Genomic DNA, 24,659 nt, shown 5'->3' with positions numbered 1-24,659 from the left:
TACTAAATATCTGAATAATGAAAAATTATAAAAAAATATCACTTTTTGTTTCAGCACTGGTTCTGACGTTAACCCTATCGTGCAAAGACGAATTCCTGGATCAGAAACCGCTCTCCACTTTAAGTCCGGAAAACACATTTGTTGATGCTGCTGGTCTACAAACCGCATTAGATGCAGCGCTTAAAGGCGTGTTCAACCAGTGGAATGGCGATAATGAGGAATTATTATTCAATCACAATATGAGTGATGCCTCAGTCGTCAGTGCCACTGATAAACCGGATGCTTTCGTCGATTTACGAACGTATGCTACACCCCAGAATTCCCGGGACAATGATGCGGGACGAACCCGTTCGTTCTATGAAGAAAATTATAAACAAATCAAAAGCTGCAACACCGTCATTGATTATATTGACGTACCCGAATGGGAAGGTGGCACAGAAAACCAGGAGCGGAACCACTTATTGGGAAGTGCTTATTTTCTCCGGGCATTCTTTTATATGCAACTGACCATGGATTATGGTAATGTCGCTTTTCCTTTGAATGTCGTTTCCGAAGCACGGCAGGATTTCAAGGTATTTCACATGCAGGGCATATGGGATCAGATGATCGCTGATTTGGAATATGCCGTCAAATGGGTAAAGCCTAAAAGTGAATTACCTAAGGGACAGGCGCCTAAAGATGCCGTCAAAATTTTACTAGCTAAATACTATATGCTCAATGAGCGGTTCGCTGATGCCGAACAGCTGATGACTGAAGTCATCAACGATCCGGAGTCGCGATTATTTACGGATGCCGATGTAAATGTAGATTTTGTGCGTGTAGGAAACAATCTCAACCCATTCACCGGTGAAGAACTGGATGGTCTGGATTGCAACCAACCCGCTGATGCAATCAATCTGCTTCATCAGGATGAAAATAATCAAAAAACCAGTAATCCGGAGGGTATCTGGCTCGTCGTTAATGAGCCGTTTTTGGATGGCAGCCAGGGCAGATCTGCATCTATACGCGCATGGGGGCCAAACTTTGTCAGTACCAATAAAGGCGTGAAAGCACCCCCAGCCGGCACGGTGACAGGTATGGATATCGCTCAGAATGAAAGATCCAAGCAAATGCATAAGTGGGGTCGAAGTCAGGGTTTTGGCCGACCAACAAATTATGCACAGTATGAAATATGGAATTACGACGGGGTAATTGATCGACAGGACTACAGACACAAAAAAGGAAATTGGTTTGATATGGATATGTTGATCTATGACAACCCGGATCTGAAAGGCACAGAATGGTACGGCAAACCAGTACGACTCTATGAAGATGGGGTGTTGCTGTGCGAAGATTCCATCCGGTGTTTTTACGGCTATCCCTTGTATAAATTTTATGCAGCAAACCAGGAAGATCAAGTGAAGCGTCAGGATGGCGGTAAAAGAGATATATACATTATGCGGGAAGCAGAAGCATATCTGATTCGGGCGGAAGCAAGATTCTGGCAAGATAATTTCCAGGGTGCTGCTGACGACCTCAACATTATCCGTCAACGCGCTAATGCCATGACAATGTATACAGCCGGGGATGTGCAGACTGAGGGAATAGGCACTATACTTGATGAACGTTGTCGAGAACTATTTGGCGAAGAGTATCGCCATGATGAAATGGTGCGGATGTCTGTTATTTTTGCCAAGACCGGGAAACAATGTTACAATGGAAAATCCTATTCCTGGGATGGGAATAATATGGAGACTTCATTATCTGCCAAAAATTTTTACTACGATCGTCAAATGGAAAGGAATAATTTTTTCAGAGAGGAAGTGGCCTGGGATACCTATCCTACCACGAAGTATACCATCGACCCCAAGCACATTTTCTGGCCGGTATACGAACCTTATCTCATCGGAAATGTAGGCAATACATTGAATCAAACCACGGGGTATGATGGTTCAGAGAAAAATGTAGAACCGCTGGTGCATGTTGTTCAGACACCGGGCGTACCCAATATTGATCCCATGGATGCTATTGGTGCTCGATAAAAAATATGAGCAGGATAATAATAAGATCGTTTGATCAATTCATACGGAAAACATTGCAGCCCGTGTTTCTCCGTTTCGAACTAAGAAATAGGTAAATAATGGCTGACACCGGCGGTCTAACTACAGCAACCTTGAGAATACAGCTCAAATTTGTAAGAATACTGTGTAGAATGAAATATTTTGTTAAATTTGGGCTCAAATGAAATTAATTACATCATTTAGAACCTTTTTATAGTGGATTGTGAATAGAATGGGGCTTGTTAGCAGAGCCGGCGTTCATCTTTAATTGCAATGCCATTTTTTGGAATGTAAATTTTTGAACAAAATAATTTAAGAATGAAGTTAGGATTTAAACTATGGTCTATGGTCGTATTGGCGACGATGTTATGCACTGCACCGGTATGGAGTCAGGAAGATGCTTCACCGGCATCTCTGTACAATGATGGAGTAGCTGCCCTGAAAGGGAAGGAATACGATAAAGCCCTTGATCTTTTTACGAAAGCGCTCGAAAAAGCCGACCCGGAAGAAGATAAAAAGATTGTATCACTCGCTGAAAGAAATGGTGCTATAGCGGCTTACTACGCCGGAAGAAAAGCGCGCAGAGCCGACAAAATCGACGAGAGTATCGAATTATACAACAAGGGGATAGAAATGAACCCGGATTTCTACGGCAATTACAGCGGTAAAGCAATGGCCATGAATACGAAAGGTGATGATACCGCTGCGATGAATGCTTTTATCATGGGTAGTCAGGCTGCCAAAAAATCTAAAAAAGAAGATAAAGCCACCGATTTAATGAATAAAGCCACCATTTTCGTATCAAAAGCCTATACCAGTGATGATTGGGATAAAACAATCGAGATGGGTAATGCATATCTGGAACACGGAGAATCCGCCGATGTCCAGTTCTATATTGCAAGAGCATTGACTAAAAAAAATAAGTTGAAAGAAGCCTTAGAACATGCAAACAAAGCCATCGAATTGGCTGAAGGTGGTGAAGAAGGTCGAAATTACTTCGCGCAAGCCGAAATATACGAGGCCATGGGTAATGCCGCTGCCGCTGTTGCCGCTTATAAAAAAGTACCTTCCGGTACTTATGGTCAAATGGCCAAATACAAAATCGAACAAATGGCTAATTAACACCATATCAAAGAATATCTCAAGCAAGTTTTGGCCTGGATCTTAATCGGTTCAGGCCTTTTTTAATGCAATAAGTCCGTTTCTTTTGAACAAAAGTCAAGCTTGTATGTCTCGGTAAAGAGCAATCAGGTATGGTTTTTGAACGTGTTTATAAATGATATTTACAATGAATAAATGATTTATAAACAGATCCTTATCATTTTTAAAGCGATAGACGATGGTTTAAAAATGAATTGGTGAGAAAACATGTCTTTGCAACACGTGGGAAAATAATTGACTTAGAATTACAAACTTTATGAAATCATTGTGTACATAATTACTGATATTTGCATCACATAAATTCCAGCATTACTGGATAGATAACGAGAGGTTAATATGGAGTTTGAAAAGAAACGATTAGAAAATCATTATACCGGCAAGAAAAATTGGCTGAAGTGGGGACCGTATCTTAGTGAACGTCAATGGGGTACTGTCCGAGAAGATTACAGTCCGGATGGCAGTGCCTGGGACTACTTCCCTCATGACCATGCCCGGAGCCGGGTCTATCGATGGGGAGAAGATGGCATCGCAGGCATTTCCGATGAGAAATGTCGGATCTGCTTCTCTGTGGCCATGTGGAATGGAAACGACCCGATACTGAAAGAAAGGTTGTACGGATTGACCGGACCACAGGGGAATCACGGTGAAGATGTGAAAGAATTATATTATTACCTGGACAATACGCCATCCCATTCGTACATGAAATACTTGTACAAATACGGACATCGGGCCTACCCATACGGTGAACTCATCGAAGAAAACAGGGCGCGCACCGTAGAAGAATATGAGTATGAGATTCTGGATACGAATTGGTTTGAAAACGATGATTATTTCGATGTTTTTATAGAATATGCCAAAGCGGATGAGGAAGATATTGGGATAAAGATCACCGTAAAAAATCGCAGTTCGTCCCGTCATGAACTGTATCTTTTACCCACGTTGTGGTTTCGAAATCTATGGTCGTTTGGTTTGATGTCCCGCGACAATGTCATCCGAAAATCAAACGACCATTCAGGCAAAGTGGCTGTATACCACAATGAAACAGGAAATTATTCCCTCTACTTTGATGAACCCGAAGCTTATCTCTTTACAGATAATGAGGACAATGCCGAACGATTGTTTGGTCGTGAAAATGCCAGTCCAAAAGTCAAGGACCGTTTCCATGACCTGCTTCTTCATGATAAGTGGCGACAAGAAGGAAATAAATTTTCGGAAGGAAGTAAATTTTCGCCCTTGTACCATCAGGAAGTCGAAGGAGGAGGCGAGTGGGTTATTCACCTTAGATTATCTGCGGACAGCGCGTTGGCACAACCTCTTGGAGATAAATTCCAGCGTATCTTTGAAACACGAAAAAGTGAAGCGGATGATTTTTACAAAAAACTGTATAAGAATCAGTCTCCGGAACTACAAAACATACAACGCCAAGCCTGGGCAGGAATGCTGTGGACCAAACAGTACTATAATTTTAATATTGCCCGGTGGCTAAAAGGAGATCCTGGAAGACCAGCACCACCACACATCCGAAAAAACGGTCGCAACAGAGAATGGAAATCATTGATCAATGAGGACATTCATTCCATGCCCGACAAATGGGAGTATCCCTGGTACGCTGCCTGGGATTCTGCTTTTCACTGCATCCCGCTGGCCAAGTTGGATATACGTTTCGCCAAAGAACAACTTCTACTTTTTCTAAAAGAGCGGTACATGCACCCCAATGGACAAATACCGGCGTACGAATGGCATTTTACAGATGTGAACCCACCGGTCCATGGGTGGGCGGCGCTTGAAGTTTTTAAGATGGATCGACAACAAACCGGGTGCGGTGACATAAAATTTTTAAAGCGTATTTTTTCAAAACTATCACTAAACTTTACCTGGTGGGTGAATCGGAAGGATCGCAACCAAAACAATATTTTTGAAGGTGGGTTTTTGGGCCTGGATAACATCGGGATTTTTGACCGCAACGTGGAGATCGTCGGCGGAGGTTACCTCAAGCAAGCTGACAGTACAGCATGGATGGCTTTATTTGCTTTGAACATGCTTGAAATGGCCATCGAAATAGCTGTGGAGGATGATGCATTTGAAGATATGGCAATTAAGTATTTTAAACATTTCGTTTACATCGCAGAAGCCCTCAACCGAATGGATGAACATTGGGCTGGGATATGGCATGATGATGATGGTTTCTTTTACGATGTCATGGTCAAAGATGACCGTTTTATTCCCATCAAAATCCGATCCATTGTGGGATTAACCACCCTTTTTGCGGTGCTTCGTATTGAAGCGGAAAAACTTGAAAAATTACCCGGTTTAAGAAAAGGCATCGAAGAGTTTGTGAAACAGAGACGACGCAATGAAAGATATGAAGTTATCAAGACTTATGAACGTAACCAAGATCTGTTTCTAACCCTGATCCCTCAGGAACGTATGAGGACCCTGGTCCAATCTATGATTGATCCAGAAGAGTTTTTTAGTGATTACGGGATTCGTTCTTTGTCCAAAGTACACGCTGTACCGTTTAATATGAATATCAATGGCATCGATTACAGTATTGCCTATGATCCCGGAGAGTCCACCTCAAACATCTATGGAGGAAATTCAAACTGGAGGGGCCCCATCTGGTTCCCGATTAATTATCTGATTATTCAGACGCTTCAAAAATACCACGAACACTACGGGGAGAACATAACCGTGGCAGACCCTCAAAATCCAGGAATGCAAGTATCTCTTAATGTGATCAGTCAACGGATTGCCCGGAATCTTATTAGTATTTTCAGAGAAGATGACTGGAACAAACGACCGGTTAATCTCCGGTATGAAGAATTTTACAGAAAGCCTGAAAATAAAGATCTTATTTTGTTTTTTGAATATTTTCAGGGTGAAAATGGACGCGGTGTCGGAGCATCACACCAGACGGGATGGACAGGTTTGGTTTCTGCGCTGATTGATCAGTTCGGAGACGATACACCACCTCGAAAATGGGTAGAAAACATACTGGCCTCGGAAGCCCAAAATTAATCCAGGCCGGACGAGGCGCCTGATAATTACTTCTTCAAAGAGATCATAGCGAGGCGTGTAATGAGCTCCGTTACTGTGGTGCAGCGGGGTAAAACTTGTCGGGGGAGGGTAGGGTACATCAGAACGTGGAATGAACTTTCCGCCATCATGGCTGCTATAGTTCAGTACGTGTAGGAAGGAGCGTAATATTATTAGGGCGGTCGAAGAAAAACAAAAGGATTTATACCATTTGAATTCATAATTACCGCCTAAATTCCAATATATTCTCCGATGCTCTTCGTCAAAAATACTCGGTGTATCTCCAGCTATACCTCCGTTTTCTCCTCGACAATCTTTGAATATTTACAAAATCTTATACGGCATTATCAAATACAAATAGTATTGTTCCTTGCCGTACCACGCCTGACCCGAAAATTCATGGCTTTTGATTTACCTACCTGGCGTTGATTATTGTTTTAATGGCAGTTAGACAGGTGCAGAAGCGAGGAATCACTGAATATAGTCGGAGTGCAACGCTGACAAAAGATGGTAAATCCTTCTTAGATGGAAATGAACGAATGAAGCCGCAGCTTAGCCGGGGCACAAGGTTCGGTGAACCTTGGATGAGTGAACCGACCTGTCCCCGCCGTGGCTGTGGAAGGGCTCTGTCCCGAGGATAATGTATGAATCAAAAGTCAAAGGTCAGCCAGAATTGGGCTATGTAATATGCCCAATTTTGGAATTTAAGCAATTGATGACCTGTATATTATGCATCATAATAGATTGACGTGGTGAATAAAGCGAACTAAAGAATCCGGAATTCTCGTATTACGACGTATGTCATTCCAAATATGTCCGTGGACTCCTTTCCATCCAAGTCCACAAATAGGTCCCTACCACATTACCACTCGTTGGGCAGCTCCCCACTAAACCCCATTTTGGGAATCTGGTTAATGGTTTGGATGTCTTCACTAGTCAACTCAAAATCAAATATATCCATGTTTTCTGAAATACGTTCCGGTGTCGTTGATTTGGGGATGGGCACCGTTCCGCGGTCGATGGCCCATCGCAGACAAATTTGAGCTTCGGTTTTGTCATATTTATCCGCCAAAGCACGGATAGTTTCATGATTAAGTGCCTCACCTTTGGCCAAGGGTGCCCAGGCTTCGACCAAAATATCTTTTTCTTTACAGTACGCATACACTTCCGGTTGCCAATAGCCAGGATGAAACTCAATTTGATTGACTGCAGGCACTACATCGCAAGAATCCAATAAGGGTTCGAGATGCTCGATCCAAAAATTACTGATTCCAATTGATCTTATCTTCCCTTCAGATTGGGATTCTTCCAATGCGCGCCACGTTTGTGCATTTACTGATGCCCAGTCATCAAAATTGCGGGCATTGGCCGGCCAGTGGATCAGATATAGATCGAGATAATCCAATTGCAACCGTCGCAGACTATCGTCTAAAGCCTGCTTGGTCGATGCGTACCCCAATACACCGCGCCATACTTTGGAGGTCACAAAAAGATCCTCCCGGGCTACACCACTTTGTCGGATACCTTTGCCTACAGCATCCTCATTTCCATATATCGCAGCGGTGTCGATCAACCGGTACCCCGTATCCAGGGCATGTACCACAGCATCGACGCCTTCTTTTTCTTTAGCTTTATAAGTTCCGAAGCCAAGGGCTGGAATCGTATTTCCATCGTTGAGTTGAAGCGTTTTCATATAATTTATAGACTTTAATGTACATAGAATCTACAAAATACAAATCCATAACTGAATTAGCAAGTTCATTATTTGACAATGTCCTGGCTAAATGATGATAAAACAATCTTATGGAAAGTTCAAGGCCGTATTTTAAAAAGGAACAGAATGCAGAAATGTCTAGAATGACCAAATAAAAAATGGGCTACATCTGAATCCAGATATAACCCATTGTGTTTTCTATTGTGGGAGATACTGGACTCGAACCAGTGACCCCCTGCTTGTAAGGCAGGTGCTCTGAACCAACTGAGCTAATCTCCCCGCATGCCTCGAATGTCTCAAAGCGGTGGCAAATATAGTTCCTTATCTTTTAATTGCAAATAATAAGCGAAATATTTTTACAGATAATTTGCATCGAACCGGTAAACCACAGCTGTGACCACCTGTCCGACACCCCGCAACACATTCTTGTCAATGATTTCCATATTGTCATTCTCCGTATGCCAATGGTCTCCAAACGAGTTGTCTGAAGGTTTATTGATGATATCAATCGTCGGTATTCCCATGTTTTGATTGATGAACACGTGATCATCAACCACTCCGCCCCTGAGATTTTTATTGACGAACAAATGCCCGTATCCCATGCTGTTGGCTAGATTCCATACATAGTTGAGAAATTGAGGTGCATAGGATCGTGAAACTCCTTCTTTCAAGAACTGTGCGCCTTTCGCACCCACCATATCCAGTAATATTCCATACTCAGCCCGGTAATTTTTCACGTGAGGGTTTTTGGACCAGTGCTGTGCACCCAAAGCCCAGGTCGTACCATCCGGATCATTGCTTTTGCCTTGATCCTCCAGATCAGTCAACAATATGTCCACCCCGACATCCACCGGTTGCAGGGATAACTGTCGGGCTATCTCTAGCAATACACCCACTCCGCTTCCCCCATCATCTGCACCGGTGACCGGTTCACTTTTAAATTCTTCGGAGGTCGCATAATCCGCCATGAATCGACTATCCCAGTGGGCAAGCAATAACAATCGTTTTTTTGCTTTAGGATTGAATGAACCAATAATGTTATACCCTTTCATCCGCACTCCATCATAGCGGCTTGCCGAGAATTCCTGGACTACTATTTGGTCCGTCATTCGTTCTAATTGGTTTTTCAAATATTCTTTAGCTTTTTCATGCGCTTCAGAATTGGGTACTCTGGAACCGAAACTCACTTGATCTTGAACATATTGATAGGCACTATCGGCATTGAAAGGGGGAACCTTTAATTCTTTTTGCGGAGTTTTCTCAACGACATCTGATTCTTGTTTCGATGACCCGGAATCAGACTTGCATGCCACAAATCCAATCAAAATGATTAAAACGTAAAAGAATATTCGCATTGTGAAATTTTAATTTTTAAATGAAAACGAAGTGGTGATGGGATTATGATCAGAATAATCTATTTTTTCAATGAGTGTATGATAGATGAAAAATGAATTGTCCATAAAGATATGATCAATTTTCAATGGTAGAATCAATCCGTTGTAAGTTTGCGCAAATCCAAATCCGCCTCTTTCAAAACCATTCTGCAGATTCCCCTTTAACGCTCTATAAATCGGAGAGTAAGGGGTATCATTGGCATCCCCGGCTATAATCACCGGGTAAGGAGACCCTGTGACATACTCTTGGATGCGTCCCAACTCATTTAATCTTTTGGAAGCATTTTCATTGTACGCCCGAAGCATATCATTAAACGCACGCAATCCTTCTTTCTTTGAAAAAGATTCGGGGGAAAACTTACCGGCACGGAGTGTCACCGCATTGGTATGGAGGTGGATGTTGAACAATCTAATGGTTTGGTGAGCCAGTTGGATATCTGCAAACACTGCGATCGTCCGGCCTTCTGAATTATCTATGGATTGGAGGTTGGTAAGCGGATGCTTACTGAAAATTCCTAAAGTGGTGTTCTTAAGCTGCGGATAATCTTGACTACCATGGGCATAATCCAACAATTCAGCGACCTTTCGAATCTGTACGTCTGATATCTCCTGAAGTACGAGCAGGGTAGGATCTTTTTCACTAAAATTTAATACAAAGTTCGAGCTTTGATCTTGATTTTCATGCCAGAAGTTGTTCTTTACATTAAGCGTCGAGATGGTATAAATCACTGAATCGCCGGGAAGTTCGGGTTGAAAGTGGAATCCAATTTGACGGATCGTATTTCCGGAAGTCAGAACAAGTATCAATAAAGTAGCCCAAAGCCATTTTGATCGCAACACGATAAGTACGGCCAGCGTAACGGTGAGCGCGATAACAAGATAGGGATATAAAAGTGAAAATATCGTGAGAAAGGAAGCTTGCCCGGGGTGGACAAATTGTCTCAAATACCCCAGAATCAAACTCACAATCAACACCCCGTTGATCACAATTACGATTCTACGTAATAAATTCACGACCTATTTTTTACTGGCTTCATACAAAAAGTCCTTTTCTTCCTGCGTAAGGTTTTCGTAACCAGAAATTTTAATTTTTTCCAGAATTCGATCTATCTGATCTTGTTTATCCATCGGGCGTCGATTCATTGTACTATTCTTCTTTTCCTTATTCACATACACATCAAACTTAGGCCGTTTCATTCTGGGTCTAAAGTTGATATCGCCCAGGTCAATCCCCTGATACAACAATCTAATGTAGAAGAACCCCATAAAAGCTCCGCCTAAATGAGCGATGTGGCCTCCAGAATTGCTCATCGCCGGTATCATTATAAAGTCCAGCAATACCAGCCCGAGCACTAAGAATTTCAGTTTGACACGCCCGATAAACAAAAGATGAAATTCGTGATCCGGTGCCATGGTTGCAGCGGCCACAGCGATTCCCATCACAGCAGCAGAAGCACCCAGGGCATAGGTTGTTCCCTCATACAAAAAGCCGGAAAAAATAAAAAACAATACAGCCCCCGAAAGCCCAGAGAGGACATAGGTATTCAACACTTTTCGTTCGCCCACCAGATTTTCCAAAACCCAACCAAACCAATATAAATAAAGCATATTAATCAGAATATGGAAAAAGGATAAATGAAGAAACATATGTGTAACGAGGGTCCAGGGCCTGAACAATATTAATTTCCAACTATTGGCGATTGATAAGCCATCGGTCAACGTATGAAAAAATCCCGGGACCTGACCACCATTCACAATGAATAATATCAACCGGATCATCATGATACCTACAAAAACCCCCAGATTGATCAACACCAGCCGTATGGTCATACCACCATAACGAAATTGCTGTTCCAGATCTTTTTTTATAGAATCAAACATGGATTCACGGATTTTTCTTCCAATACAATATCAATAATATACCAAAGACCAAACCTCCAACGTGAGCCAGGTGGGCTACCCCCGTCTGGAATCCTCCGAATCCCAGAACAATCTCCAACATACCATAAATAATTACAAAGTATTTGGCCTTAATAGGTATAGGCGGAAACAACAGCAAAAGTTCCACATTAGGGAACAACATTCCAAAGCCGGCCAACACACCAAATACGGCACCGGAAGCCCCAATAACCCGGAAGGGGGTCGATAAAAACATTTGTTGCTCCATGGGAGACAACCCCATCAAGCCCACCTTCCAGCTAATGATCTGGAAAACAGCACCACCCAAACCGGCAAAAAAGTAAAACAACAAGAATCGGTTACGCCCCCAGTGTCCTTCCAGTGCACTGCCAAACATATAGAGTGCAAACATATTGAAAAACAGGTGACTGGGACTCCCGTGTAAAAACATATGTGTCACCAACTGATACCAATGAAAGAAACGGGATTCCGGATAATACAATGCCCCATTTTCCTGAAAATCCTTCAAAAATGCAAAAATGGCATTGCTTTCAGGTAGGCCAGGAAATACATACATTGAGGCCACGAAAATCAAAACATTGATAATAATCAAATGCTTGATCGTATCGGTTATTCTTATCATTGGGTAAACAATTTTTCTAAATCTTCAGATTTAAAGGTAACAAAACATTTTTTGCCGGATGGACTAACAGAAGGTTCTTTGCAGGCGAATAATTGGTGGACTAATTCCTTGATTTCTTCGCTCGACAATTTTCTATTTCGTTTTATGCTCATATTTTTTGCTAGTAATGCAGCAATGGTTTCATGCAGGGTTGGTCCCAGCTTACGCTCCTCCTGAAACTCATCCAACACCTGATGAATGATCCCTAGTTTTTCCCGGGTATCCAACAGCAAGATATCCGGCATCGCCTGAAGAACATAAGCATTCTTACCAAAAGGTTCGATCACAAAACCATATCCGGAAATAATTGGCCTGATTTTTTCCATCGCCAGAGCTTCCGATGGACTCAGATGAAGTACTTCAGGGAATAGTATTGATTGACCATGTAGGTTTTGTTTTTCATTTTGTTCCAGAAACCGTTCATAAAGAATACGCTGGTGGGCATTCTTCTGATCAATAATCACGATACCAGATTTTATAGAACTTATGATGTAACTGTTTTTGATCTGGATGGGAACAAAAACATCCTCGGCCTGACCATGGATAAAATTCATCGGCGGTGCGAATTCGGATTGTTCCTTCTTCTCCAGTTCTTCCCCCGATTTCTTGACATTGTCATAAAAATCATCCCAGGATTCCGTTGTCCATTTTTTGTGCGGTCGCAAATCATCCGCATCCCAGCCACCGGAAGAGCTACTGGAAGCAGATGGTCTTTCTGTCAGGGAGTCTGGTTTTGGTTGTCGAATGAAAGTAGGGTCCTGGTCAAAATCAATGGTCGGCACACTGTATTGCATCAGCGCATGTTTAACCGCAGATTGCATGATATTGAACACAAAGTTTTCATCTTCAAGTTTGATTTCTTGCTTGGTAGGATGCACATTTACATCCATCTTCTCCGGATCCATCTGAAGAAACAAACAAAAAAAAGGGTAACTGTTATCGTCAATTAATTTCTCGTAAGCCTGGTACACGGCTAGAGTCAAACGGAAATTTTTGATGTACCTGTTGTTGATATACAGATACTGCTCCCCCCTGGATTTCTTGGCATTTTCGGGCTTTCCCACGAAGCCGGTTATTTTTAGATAATCCGTATCCTCTTTGACGTGAATCAACCGGTGTTCGTATGGATTGCCAAAAATTTGCACAATCCGCTGTTTCAAATTTCCCGGGTAAAGCTGATGATACAGTCGGTCGTTATGATACAGGGTCAGGTGTATATCCGGGTAGGCTAATGCCAGATTCTGAAATACATCGAGGATGTGTTTGAACTCGACCGTATCTGACTTTAGAAATTTTCGACGAGCCGGTGTATTATAAAACAAATTGGAAATCGTAATGGAAGTACCTATTTCTGCTTGACAATACTCCTGTTTGATCACCTCAGAACCGTGAACTTCCAATCGCAACCCCATTTCTTCGCCTTCTTGCCTGGTTTTGAGTTCAAGCTGACTGACCGATGCGATAGAAGGCAATGCCTCCCCGCGAAAACCCAGACTAAATAACTTCTGAAGATCTTCATTGGTACTGATTTTGGAAGTCGCATGTCTTTCAAGACACATGCGTGCGTCCATTTCACTCATTCCTGAACCGTTATCAATCACTTGAATCTTGGTTTTTCCGGAATCCTGGATGATCACCTCGATCTTGGTGGCCAGGGCATCAATGGAGTTTTCCATTAATTCCTTGACTGCAGAGGCTGGTCGCACAACCACTTCACCGGCGGCGATTTGATTCGCCACCACATCCGGTAACATTTTAATATTTCCCTTCATGAACAGACTTATTGAAACAACTCAACCAGCAAATCTATATTAAAGTTGAGGATAATGTAGGCTAATCCGGCCAGGATTATAATAATGATACCAATTCGGATATTGGATTTCTTATGACTGGTTCGTTTATAGTTGTTTGAAATTCCCCGGCTATGAAAAGCTTTCGATATTCTTCGTTTGGCACTTTCGACGTCCTGATCCATGTCTTCTTCCGGTATTAGTCCGGCCTCCACCTTGGCGCGACGCACGATAGCATCTCGTTTTTCTTTATCGGGGTCATAGTACCTTGGTACATAGTTAAACACCCGATGACTAGCTAATTTATTGAAAGAGAAAAAACCCATATTTACTATTCTGCTTGGTACAAATTTAATCAATTATAAGAAAACGTTGTTGATTGTGTGAAATATAGAGTAAATTTGTCTAGTTATAAGTTGATCCATGAGCGAATTAATCAAACACGAGTGTGGCATAGCCATGATCCGGCTGCTGAAGCCATTGGATTTCTATCAAGAAAAATATGGTGATCCTCTTTACGGCCTAAATAAACTTCAACTGCTCCTGCAGAAAATGCGGAACAGGGGCCAGGATGGGGCAGGGTTGGCTACCATAAAGCTTGACCCAGAACCAGGTACACGGTATATATCCAGATATCGGACGAACAGTAAAAACTACATTACGGATCTTTTCCAACACGTTTTCAGACACTTTACTGATTTGGATCCTGCTCTCGTACGGGAACCCGGATGGTTGAAGGAAAACAAACCGTATACTGGTGAACTGTTGATGGGACATCTACGCTATGGGACGCACGGCTCCTATGGCATAGAAACCTGCCATCCGTTTCTACGTCAAAACAACTGGATATCCCGCAATCTTGTCCTCGCCGGGAATTTTAATTTGACCAATGTAGACGAATTATTTACGGAACTTGTCGAATTGGGTCAATTCCCGAAGGAGAAATCTGATACGGTAACAGTTCTTGAAAAAATAGGTCACTTTCTCGATGATGAAGTGCAGCGTCTTTTTACCTGGTTCAAGCCCGATGGATTTGATAATGAAGAAATTACAAAAAAAATTGTCGACCATTTGGATCTTCAGCGGTTACTGCGCAGAGCCAGTAAAAAATGGGACGGTGGCTATGTGCTTGGCGGATTTATTGGCCATGGAGACGCTTTTATGATGCGCGACCCAAATGGTATCCGACCTGCATATTACTACCACGATGACGAAGTGGTGGTGGCTGCCAGCGAAAGACCAGCGATACAAACCGCTTTTGATGTACGATTCCGGTATATTCAGGAGCTGCAACCCGGCCATACATTAATCGTAAAGAAAAATGGGGTTATGGAGGAAGTTCCTTTTACCAAGCCTGGAAAGAAACTATCCTGTAGCTTCGAGCGAATTTACTTTTCCAGAGGAACGGACCGCGATATTTATCTGGAACGGAAACAATTGGGCACCGAACTCGTAGAGCCGGTGTTAGAAAGTATCGATTATGATTTTGAGAATACAGTTTTTTCCTTTGTGCCCAATACGGCTGAAATTTCATTCTTAGGATTGATCGATGGTCTCGAAGAAGAAACCAAAAAGATCCGGATGCAGCGTACTCTTGATCTAGAACATAAAGCGGGTGAAAAAGAATTAACAGAAATCGCGCGAATCAAACCACGAATCGAAAAAATTGTCGTGAAAGACGCGAAAATGAGAACCTTCATCACCGACAATGAAAATCGCGGTAACATGGTATCTTATGTTTATGATGTCACCTATGGTATCGTCAAAAACCACATCGATACGCTGGTTCTGGTGGATGACAGCATAGTAAGAGGGACCACACTCCGGGATAGTATCATTAAAATGGTAGACCGTCTGCATCCCAAGAAAATCGTATTTGTCTCATCTGCTCCTCAGATCCGTTTTCCTGATTGCTATGGGATAGACATGTCCAATCTTGGCGAATTTGTAGCTTTTCAAGCTGCCATATCCTTGATCGAGGAACGAAACATGGAAGGGTATCTGGAGAATATTTACGAGAAATGTCTGGCACAGGAAGGACGGCCCAAAGAAGAGGTCGTTAATTATGTCAAGGAAGTGTACGAACCATTTACCTATGATGAAATTTCCCAAAAAATAGCCCAAATACTCACCCCGGAAGGCGCTGAGGCAGAAGTAGAAATCATCTACCAAACCATTGAAAGTTTGCACCGGGCCTGCCCGGATAACAAAGGGGACTGGTATTTCAGTGGGAACTATCCAACCCCTGGTGGGAATAAGGTTGTGAATAAATCATTTATTAACTATATGAACAAAGTTCAGACCCGGGCGTATTAATAGTTAGAAAACGTATAAAAATGTTCAAAGGTGGTTCTTTATATTTAGGAACTTTATTAAAAATACCAGTCAAGGTACACTGGAGTTTCGCCTTATTGTTGTTCTATGTAGTATATACAGGCCAACAACTGGGCATGTCCACTTTTGCGATTATCAATTTTTTTTATTTCACCTTACTTATTTTTGCCTGCGTCGTGCTTCATGAATTTGGACACGCCCTCACAGCTCGAAAATATGGGATCGGAACTCAGGATATCCTGATAACCCCCATCGGCGGGCTGGCACGACTGGACCGGCTTCCTGAAAATCCTTGGCATGAAATGATTGTGGCCATAGCTGGTCCACTTGTCAATATAGGAATTGCGCTACTGATCGGTGGATATTTGTATTTTTCCGGGACCGGTTTTGAGGTGATCGGCGAGGAATCCATCGTGTTTGAGTATTTCAGTAATTTCCCCGTTCTGTTACTCTATCTCAACGTAATTTTAGTACTGTTCAATCTGATTCCGGCCTTCCCCATGGACGGCGGACGAATCCTTCGAGCCCTAATCTCCGTTTTTAAAGGACGGAAAAAAGGAACGCAAATTGCAAGTTGGATCGGCCGAATTCTGGCCGTCGGTTTTTTAATCTTTGGTTTGTATGAAAATCACCTTGGTCTGATTTTTATAGGAATATTCGTCTATTTTGCAGCTCGCGCCGAATATCGTACGGTTGCGGCGGAAGAACGCTACAGACATGGAAAGGTATCTGACGTGCTCAACCACAACTTTATGGTTTTTAGTAAAAATGATCTGATGCAAGATATCTTTCACCAGTGGGAAGGTTCTGAAGAAAACGCGATACTAATCGCAGATGATGAAAACAATATCATAGGGGTCATTCCGGAAGAGGACGTTTTTCACGCCAAAGAACAAGGCGATGTTTTCACGCCGGTATACCGGTACATGAGCAATGAATTTGAGTCAGTAACCATGGAACTTCCCGTACGACATCTGTTTTATCTGTTCAATAACAAGTCCGTTCAAATGCTTCCCGTGTCCAGAGATGGGCGAATATTGGGTGTGGTCCGTCGACAAGATCTGGCGAACTTCCTGACTTTAAGAACCTGAATGGCATTGGTAATGGAGACGCAGCATGGGTTACTACATGATTCATTATCTGTCCGAAGTACCTAATTCTTAACTCCTAATCCCTTTCTATGTGCGGCCGATCATCACTCACAGTTACAGAAAAAGAATTGGAAGCCCGGTTCAACGCCAGCTTTTATTCTGAAGACCTGGAAAGATACAATCCGATTCCAAATTACAACATGGCACCTTCTCAAAAACTTCCGGTCATCACGAATACAGACCCGGATCATATTAATCTCTATCGATGGGGACTGATCCCGTTTTGGGCAAAAGATGAAAAGATTGGTTACAAAATGATAAATGCCCGCAGTGAAACCGCAGCAGAAAAACCAGCCTTTCGACAGGCATTGCAAAAACGCCGGTGTATTTGGCCCATTGATGGTTATTATGAATGGATCAAAAAAGGAAAGGAAAAGATTCCATACCGGGTGACCTCAAATCAGCAAGCTATTTTTTCCATCGCAGGATTGTGGGAATCCTGGAAAGACGAAACGGGAGAGACCGTACACAGTTTTACCGTGTTGACCCGAGCCTCTACACCGACTATGATGTTTCTACATCACCGGATGCCCGTGTTGCTTCCACGGGAAATAGAACGAGACTGGTTGGAGGAATCCATTGATCCAACTGTTTTTTTGGAAGAACTCCCACTATTTGGTACAGATGAATTGCATGTCTACAGAGTATCCAAACAAGTCAATAACGTACGTAACAACCATAAGGAAATTATCGAAGAGGTCGAGGACCTAGAGCAGGGAGAACTTTTCTGACTGTTGGTTACTGACTCTATTTCCTTTTATCTACCTCAAAAAATCAAATTTGAGCAAGCTCGACTGCCAAACAAAGGTCTGTGAAAATGTAAAACAACCACAGCTTCATTCAGCTTTACCCTCATACCCGACTGAAAACATAAACCAAATCCAAATCGGAATTCAAGCAAACTCTCAAGACAGAGGTTCAATTTCACGAAAATCGATTTTGTCCAAATGGCTCTTCATTTAAATTTTAAAAAAAAACCCGATTGAAATTATATCCAATCGGGCTTCTGGCGGAGGAGGAGGGATTCGAACCCCCGGTACCCGTGAAGGTACGTCGGTTTTCAAGACCGGTGCATTAAACCAGCTCTGCCACTCCTCCATTTTATACACTTTCCGAAACCAGGATCTCAGTTGATCCATATCGGATAGCTCAAATTTGCAGATGCAAAGGTATGATCTATTTTGTAAATTCAAAAATGTATGGCCAAAATTTATAACATTTTATCATTCGGCTCATTTAAAGGTTTTTGCACCTACCTTAGCAATTCCAAACCACAAGATTCAATATTTCGTTTATCTTGTTGTTCTGACTTTATGAGAACCGAAGTAATTTTACAGTGTAATGACAAATCGGTTGCATATATCCGAGGTGAGATTGTGCTTCATCCGATAAACAGGATAGGAGAACAGTATACGAGTATCAAGTCATCATCGTTCTCTGATTCATAGCAACCACAATTATGAAAAAAAACTGTATCTGGAAATATTTCATTCATGTGTTCCTGGTGTTGATCCCCGGCTACCACCTGGCGCAGAAACCCACCACATGGTACAATAAGAACGGAGGGATATGGCCGTCTGCTCTGGCTGGTGGGTTCATTGCACCACAGTTCTCCATGTTCGATCTCACTCAGGATGGCCAGCTGGAATTGATTACGTTTGATCGGTATTCGGGCATCATCCAGGTCTGGTCACGGGCAGGTAGTACCTCCACCTACATTCTCCACACCGACACCTCCATCGAATGGCCAGATGTCCAGTCCTGGATGCTCATCCGGGATTTTAACCAGGATCAAGTTCCGGATATTTTCACGCAGGGACTCCACGGTATAGCAGTCTATAAGGGAATAATGCAGGGGGATAAATTACGATTTGAAAAAGTGACCGGTTCTTCTTTTATCGACGATTCGCTCTTGTTTCAACACCAATCCGGTAGCAAAACGAATATTTATCACAATGCGGCTGACATACCCGTCATAGAGGATGTAGATGGAGATGGGGACCTGGACATTCTCACCTTTGAACTTTCAGGAAGTTACCTCTATTACTATGAAAATCAAAAAAACAAGACGGGAAAAGATTTCGAATATATTCTTCGTCACAATTGCTGGGGTTATTTTGCAGAGAATCTTTTTTCCGATGAATTAAATATTTCTAAAAATCATCCAATATGTCCGCCGCCTTTTTCTGTTCGACACGCCGGTTCAACCAGTTGTCTGATCGATGTTAACCACGACAGTCTTCCTGACCTTATATTGGGTGATGTGGGTAGCAATTCTTTAAAAATTTTGATCAACAAAGGCAGCCGGGATCAAGCGGTGATCAAGCAAGTAGAACCCTTTTTTCCCAACGAAGAGGATCCGGCAATTTTGCATTATTTCCCGGCTGCTTTCAAACTCGATATTAATCAGGACGAGCTGGATGACATTGTCATTGCTGTCAATGAATATCCTATGACAGACGATGAAGGCATATGGCTATATACAGGTACTGGTCGGAAAGAACAACCCTTCTTGTTCCAAACGAATCAATGGCTAACCGACCAGTACATCGATTTGGGGCAGTACACCTCGCCGTTGTTTATTGATATTAATGGGGATGGTGTAAAAGATTTACTCATTGGGTATCAGGAAGTCCGTGGTGGTCACCCCCCGTTAAATAAAATAGCTTATTTTGAAGCGCGTTCTGAAAGAGAATATCAACTGCGAGCGCTTAATTTTAAAAATCTGGATGAGACATTAAGATCAGGTTTCAGACCGTATCTGACCTCGGGCGATGTAGACGGTGACGGAGACACAGATATTTTGATCGGTATGTCCAATGGGGACTGTTATTTGATCGAAAATAAGTCAGGGAACAATCACGAGTTTATCCTGGGTGAGATCAAAAAAAACTGGCAGGGCTTGCGTTTACTTTCCGGAGCCACACCGGAGCTTTTTGATATTGACGGCGATGGTGATTTGGACATTATTTCAGGTACGGACAACGGTACGATCGGGTTGTATTTGAACACCGGAACGCACACAAATGCTGCATTCGATTCCGATCTTAATTCGGCTCCAAATGTGAAACAATTGGGAAAAATACATACTGTAAATCAAAACAACCTCATTGGCCGCTCAGCACCAAGAATTATCATTCGAGCGACAGATACTGTTCTTGTTTCTGGTTCCCACGGTGGAAATATCTTTACGTATCGGGTGAATTCAAACGATTTCAATTCAAAATTTGATCAAATTACGCCGGAAGGTTGGCCGAATAAAGGAGGTGGAAATGGCCGGATGACCGTCCACCAAAACCAAAAGAAGAACTTTCATTTTCTTATGGGCAATATTTCGGGTGGACTTATTGAGAAAATGGTGCCCTCGGTTCCAACGCATCCAAAAGATAATCCAGAGCTTTCCGTAGACCTGTATCCAAATCCGGTTCAAAGGGGAGATTACATCCAAGTCGAGGTAGAGGGCTTGCCCCAGATCACGCATTTCGAACTGTTTTACCCCAGTGGGACCTTGTTTCGATCCATACCTATAACCGCGCTTGATCAATATCAATTTTCAACCCGCGATTGGCTGCCTGGGGTTTATTTTTTGCGGATCATACTAAAAGATCGTTCATCAGTAATTCGGAAAGTAATTGTTCAATAATTCCGGTCACCAAAGATCAGACTTCCGACCCGAACCATGTTACTTCCTGTGTCCAGTGCAATTTTGTAATCTGCGGACATCCCGTAACTCTTAATATTAAAAACGGGATCATCCTGAAAATACTTATCCTTCACAAAACGGAATACATCTTCCAATTTTAAAAACTCCGATCTGATCTGTTCTTCGTCATTCGTAAATGTCGCCATCCCCATGACCCCGCAAATCTTTATAAAGTCATACTTCCGATTATTAAGTTTTTCCATAAAACCTTCGATCGATTCAGGGTCCAGTCCAAACTTAGTGTCCTCTTTCGCAATCTTAATCTGAAGCAGTACAGAAATAACCCGATCTGCCTTTCTTCCTTCTTTATTAATTTCCTTCGCCAAAGACAATCGATCAAGACTATGAATCAGATGAACAAAAGGCGCCAGATATTTTACCTTATTGGACTGGAGATGACCGATCATATGCCATCGGATATCATCGGGCAGATCGCCTACCTTTTCCATCAATTCCTGGACTTTATTTTCTCCGAAGTCACGGTGACCCAAGTCATAGACCGTTTGTATTTTTTGAACAGGATGTGTTTTGGAAACAGCTACAAGCGTAGCATCAGCCACAGAAATTTCTTCTTTTATTTTTACGAACGTCATATTGCAATTTTAAAACAAGCCATGCAATTGACTACTTACCTTGTCAATCACATGTCCCAAATCAGAAGGATCATTTTTGAAATCAAGCTCATCCGAATTAATAATCAAAAATGGTCCTTCTTTGTAAGAGCTAACCCAATCCTCGTACCGTTTGTTTAATTTTTTTAGATATTCCAGGCTCATGTTACCCTCATACTCCCGGCCTCTGTTCTGTATGTGCGAGACCAGTGTAGGGATCCCTGCTCGAACATAAATTAACAAATCCGGGGGAGATATTTGAGAATTCATGGTTTCGAAGAGCTGAAAATAATTGTCAAAATCGCGCGAGGACATCAATCCCATTTCATGGAGATTGGGCGCAAAAATAAATGCATCCTCATAAATGGTCCGATCCTGAATCACCGTTTGATTTCCTTGTTGTATCTCCAGGATCTGAGCATACCTGTTGTTAAGGAAGTAGATCTGAAGATGAAAAGCCCAGCGCTTCATATCATCATAAAAGTCTTTTAAGTACGGATTGGTGTCCGTATTTTCATAGTGTGCTTCCCATCCGAAATACTTGGATAAGCTGTGCGTTAACGTGGTTTTACCGGCACCTATATTGCCAGCGATGGCGATGTGTTTGATTGTATCCATATCCCTTTATACCAGGCCGCTTAATGTTTGTTCGTCGACAAAGTAAGGATAAAATTACCATTGTCAAACTTCACAGGATGGATATATCAATTTTTATATCATTTTTAAAATACCATGTTAGAGCCAACCTTCAGGTTCGAAATCAGGAAATATTTGAATATATTGGCAGATTTATAATTAGATTGACAGAAACAGGTTCTTTTAGAAGATCTGTAAAACCATACCAATGTTTGATATTGCACAAAACAACAAAAGCAACACGTTCGATGCGGTGGTGATCGGTTCTGGAATAAGCGGTGGCTGGGCAGCAAAGGAATTGACACAAAATGGACTAAAAACGCTTCTATTGGACCGTGGTCGCATGGTACGACATGGCGATTATCCCACAGCTAATCTGGACCCCTGGGACATGGAGCACCGAGGGAAGACACCGCCGGAAGAAATTAAAAGAGATTATCCGAAACAAAGTCGTTTCCCGGGCAATGTCCGTCAAGAAACCAAGCATTGGTTTGTGAAGGATCCCGAACACCCCTACCTGGAAGATCGTCGATTTGATTGGATTCGTGGAAACCATGTGGGTGGACGATCGATCACCTGGGGTCGGCAGTGTTATCGCTGGAGCGATCTCGATTTTGAAGCCAATATCAGAGAGGGAGTTGCTATTGACTGGCCCATTCGCTACAAAGATATTAAGCCGTGGTATGATTATGTAGAATCCTATGTAGGTATTTCCGGTCGGAGGGAAGGATTGCATCATCTACCGGACGGTGAATTTTTGAAACCGATGGACCTCAACGTGGCCGAATTACAATTCCGCGACCGGATACACCAGATATATGATGACCGGATGGTGACCAATGCACGAATAGCAAACCTTTCCGAACCGAAGGACCGAGGAGCTTGCCAGTACAGGAATAGATGCAAACGAGGATGTCCGTATGGTGGTTATTTTAGCTCTGTGTCCTCGACGATCCCAGATGCTGAACGCACCGGCAAACTTACCATTCGGCCACATAGTATCGCTCACTCTGTGATCTATGATCCAAATACCGGCAAAGCATCAGGTGTCCGGGTTATAGATGCCGAAACAAAAGAAGAAATGGTTTTCAATGCACGCATCATATTCGTCAATGCCTCAACGCTCGGCAGCACGCAAATCCTGATGAACTCCACATCCACCTCTTTTCCGGAAGGAATGGGCAATACCAATGGAGTCCTCGGTAAATATCTGATGGATCACCATTTTCTGATCAGCGGTTCCGGAGAAGTTGACGGTCTTGAAGATTATTATTACAAGGGACGGCGGCCTGGTGGCACCTACATGCCTCGTTTTAGAAATATTGATGCTGAATCAGGTATGAAAAACTTCACCCGAGGATATGGATTGCAAGGTGGGGGCGGAAGAGGAACCGGCTGGAAACAGAATATCGCTGAGTTGAATTATGGGAAAAAGAGCAAAGAAGATTTGTTCAAACCAGGCGGACCATGGCGATACGGTATGATCGCATTTGGTGAATGTCTGCCCTATGAGGACAACAGGGTATATCAGGATCCCAACGCTGTGGATCAGTGGGGAATACCATTATTGCGATTTGATGCCGGATGGAAAGAAAATGAACTTGAAATGCGGAAAGACATGCGCATTCAAATTCCTGAAATGCTGGAAAATGCCGGTCTCAAAAACATCCAGTTCAATGACCAAATGTCGTATCCGGGGCAGGGCATCCACGAAATGGGTACCGCACGCATGGGGCGTAATCCCAAAACGAGTATCCTGAACAAATGGAACCAAATTCACGATGTCCCCAATGTATTTGTAACTGATGGTGCATGCATGACATCCGCAGGATGTCAAAATCCATCCATCACATACATGGCTTTAACTGCTCGCGCCTGCGATCATGCTATCAGTGAACTTAACAGACAAAATCTTTAAAAATTCGTCGAATGGACCGTCGCAAAGCAATCAAACACACCACACTACTATTGGGTACAGCATTATCAGGTGGCACTATGGCCGGCTTAATGGCCGGTTGTAAAGCTGAAATAAAGCTCGGTTGGGAACCATCTTTTTTTAACAGTAAAGAAGCTCAAACCCTCGAGTCATTGGTCGATACGATCTTACCAAAAACAGAAACTCCCGCCGCATCGGAAGTTGGTGTGCCAGCCTATATTGATGATATAATCGGTCATTTTTGGAAGGCGGAAGATCAAAAACAGTTTCAAAATGACCTGACGAAGGTTAACAAAAGAGCCCACAATCTCTTTGGTGCCCCCTATGCAGAGCTTTCTACAGCAGAACAAAATAAGATCATGGATCATCTCGTCGAGAAAGCGAGGTCAGCGGGGACTGAAAACCAGCCATTCTTCCTACAATTGAAAGAATTAACCTATTCCGGCTACTTCACTTCAGAATTCATTGGTGAGGAAGTCCTGGCCTATGATCCCGTCCCCGGAACCTATATTGGTGATTTGCCCATAGAAGACGTGGATCAGGCCTGGTCGCTCTAAGATTCATTCCTTTCGG

At 42.7% G+C, this 24,659-nt stretch carries 18 protein-coding genes and 2 tRNA genes; 9 read left to right on the top strand and 11 right to left on the bottom strand.

The features are described 5' to 3' along the window. Positions 1 to 17: 17 nt before the first annotated feature. The 3 genes from KUV50_RS03430 (at position 18) to KUV50_RS03420 (ending at position 6,218) form a co-directional block, all read left to right on the top strand. Positions 18 to 2,021, top strand: a complete 2,004-nt coding sequence (locus tag KUV50_RS03430) for a RagB/SusD family nutrient uptake outer membrane protein (RefSeq protein ID WP_222578694.1) — start codon at positions 18 to 20, stop codon at positions 2,019 to 2,021. Positions 2,022 to 2,357: 336 nt separating this feature from the next. Further along, complete coding sequence (locus KUV50_RS03425; protein WP_222578693.1) at positions 2,358 to 3,161, top strand: tetratricopeptide repeat protein; 804 nt, start codon at positions 2,358 to 2,360, stop codon at positions 3,159 to 3,161. Positions 3,162 to 3,536: 375 nt separating this feature from the next. Next, on the top strand, positions 3,537 to 6,218 hold the full coding sequence (locus KUV50_RS03420; RefSeq protein WP_222578692.1) for an MGH1-like glycoside hydrolase domain-containing protein: 2,682 nt from the start codon (positions 3,537 to 3,539) through the stop codon (positions 6,216 to 6,218). Positions 6,219 to 7,098: 880 nt separating this feature from the next. Here KUV50_RS03420 and KUV50_RS03415 read toward each other — a convergent pair. From KUV50_RS03415 to KUV50_RS03380, 8 genes are all read right to left on the bottom strand, one after another. After that, positions 7,099 to 7,929, bottom strand: a complete 831-nt coding sequence (locus KUV50_RS03415) for an aldo/keto reductase (RefSeq protein WP_222578691.1) — start codon at positions 7,927 to 7,929, stop codon at positions 7,099 to 7,101. Between the two features lie 225 nt (positions 7,930 to 8,154). Then, positions 8,155 to 8,229: transfer RNA gene (locus tag KUV50_RS03410), tRNA-Val, on the bottom strand. A 77-nt stretch (positions 8,230 to 8,306) separates the two neighbouring features. Beyond that, a complete protein-coding gene (locus KUV50_RS03405) occupies positions 8,307 to 9,305 on the bottom strand; it encodes a M28 family peptidase (RefSeq protein WP_222578690.1) in 999 nt (332 codons plus the stop codon). Positions 9,306 to 9,314: 9 nt separating this feature from the next. Then, complete coding sequence (locus KUV50_RS03400; RefSeq protein ID WP_222578689.1) at positions 9,315 to 10,358, bottom strand: endonuclease/exonuclease/phosphatase family protein; 1,044 nt, start codon at positions 10,356 to 10,358, stop codon at positions 9,315 to 9,317. A gap of 3 nt (positions 10,359 to 10,361) precedes the next feature. Next, positions 10,362 to 11,225, bottom strand: coding sequence for a rhomboid family protein (locus tag KUV50_RS03395; protein ID WP_222578688.1), 864 nt, complete (start codon positions 11,223 to 11,225; stop codon positions 10,362 to 10,364). Positions 11,226 to 11,229: 4 nt separating this feature from the next. Further along, positions 11,230 to 11,886, bottom strand: coding sequence for a rhomboid family intramembrane serine protease (locus KUV50_RS03390; protein ID WP_222578687.1), 657 nt, complete (start codon positions 11,884 to 11,886; stop codon positions 11,230 to 11,232). Beyond that, the gene (gene mutL, locus KUV50_RS03385) at positions 11,883 to 13,697 is read right to left on the bottom strand and encodes a DNA mismatch repair endonuclease MutL (RefSeq protein WP_222578686.1); all 1,815 of its coding nucleotides are present in this window, start codon (positions 13,695 to 13,697) and stop codon (positions 11,883 to 11,885) included. The genes KUV50_RS03390 and mutL overlap by 4 nt, the downstream gene beginning before the upstream one ends. An 8-nt stretch (positions 13,698 to 13,705) precedes the next feature. Further along, positions 13,706 to 14,041, bottom strand: coding sequence for a hypothetical protein (locus KUV50_RS03380; RefSeq protein WP_222578685.1), 336 nt, complete (start codon positions 14,039 to 14,041; stop codon positions 13,706 to 13,708). Positions 14,042 to 14,138: 97 nt separating this feature from the next. Between KUV50_RS03380 and KUV50_RS03375 the strand changes: the two genes are divergently transcribed. From KUV50_RS03375 to KUV50_RS03365, 3 genes are all read left to right on the top strand, one after another. Beyond that, the gene (locus KUV50_RS03375; protein ID WP_222578684.1) at positions 14,139 to 16,031 is read left to right on the top strand and encodes an amidophosphoribosyltransferase; all 1,893 of its coding nucleotides are present in this window, start codon (positions 14,139 to 14,141) and stop codon (positions 16,029 to 16,031) included. A 20-nt stretch (positions 16,032 to 16,051) separates the two neighbouring features. Beyond that, the gene (locus tag KUV50_RS03370) at positions 16,052 to 17,140 is read left to right on the top strand and encodes a site-2 protease family protein (RefSeq protein ID WP_222578683.1); all 1,089 of its coding nucleotides are present in this window, start codon (positions 16,052 to 16,054) and stop codon (positions 17,138 to 17,140) included. 89 nt (positions 17,141 to 17,229) lie between these two features. Then, positions 17,230 to 17,931, top strand: a complete 702-nt coding sequence (locus KUV50_RS03365; RefSeq protein ID WP_222578682.1) for an SOS response-associated peptidase — start codon at positions 17,230 to 17,232, stop codon at positions 17,929 to 17,931. 276 nt (positions 17,932 to 18,207) lie between these two features. Here the strand turns inward: KUV50_RS03365 and KUV50_RS03360 are convergent. Next, positions 18,208 to 18,298: transfer RNA gene (locus KUV50_RS03360), tRNA-Ser, on the bottom strand. Between the two features lie 361 nt (positions 18,299 to 18,659). Here KUV50_RS03360 and KUV50_RS03355 point away from each other — a divergent pair. After that, a complete protein-coding gene (locus tag KUV50_RS03355) occupies positions 18,660 to 20,843 on the top strand; it encodes a T9SS type A sorting domain-containing protein (protein WP_222578681.1) in 2,184 nt (727 codons plus the stop codon). Here the strand turns inward: KUV50_RS03355 and KUV50_RS03350 are convergent. After that, entirely contained in the window at positions 20,837 to 21,496 is a 660-nt protein-coding gene (locus KUV50_RS03350; protein ID WP_222578680.1) for a YggS family pyridoxal phosphate-dependent enzyme, read from the bottom strand. The genes KUV50_RS03355 and KUV50_RS03350 overlap by 7 nt on opposite strands. A 9-nt stretch (positions 21,497 to 21,505) precedes the next feature. Then, complete coding sequence (locus KUV50_RS03345; protein WP_222578679.1) at positions 21,506 to 22,132, bottom strand: deoxynucleoside kinase; 627 nt, start codon at positions 22,130 to 22,132, stop codon at positions 21,506 to 21,508. A gap of 226 nt (positions 22,133 to 22,358) precedes the next feature. Here KUV50_RS03345 and KUV50_RS03340 point away from each other — a divergent pair, with 226 nt between their 5' ends. After that, positions 22,359 to 24,068: a GMC oxidoreductase gene (locus tag KUV50_RS03340; RefSeq protein ID WP_222578678.1), complete on the top strand. Its 1,710-nt coding sequence runs from the start codon at positions 22,359 to 22,361 to the stop codon at positions 24,066 to 24,068. A gap of 11 nt (positions 24,069 to 24,079) precedes the next feature. After that, positions 24,080 to 24,643, top strand: a complete 564-nt coding sequence (locus KUV50_RS03335) for a gluconate 2-dehydrogenase subunit 3 family protein (RefSeq protein WP_222578677.1) — start codon at positions 24,080 to 24,082, stop codon at positions 24,641 to 24,643. The last annotated feature ends 16 nt before the right edge of the window (positions 24,644 to 24,659 follow it).

Origin of the sequence: Membranihabitans marinus, from assembly GCF_019802045.1 — a bacterium.
Classification (GTDB): Bacteria; Bacteroidota; Bacteroidia; order Chitinophagales; family Saprospiraceae; genus Membranihabitans; species Membranihabitans marinus_A.
This window is presented reverse-complemented; position numbering and strand designations above follow the sequence as displayed.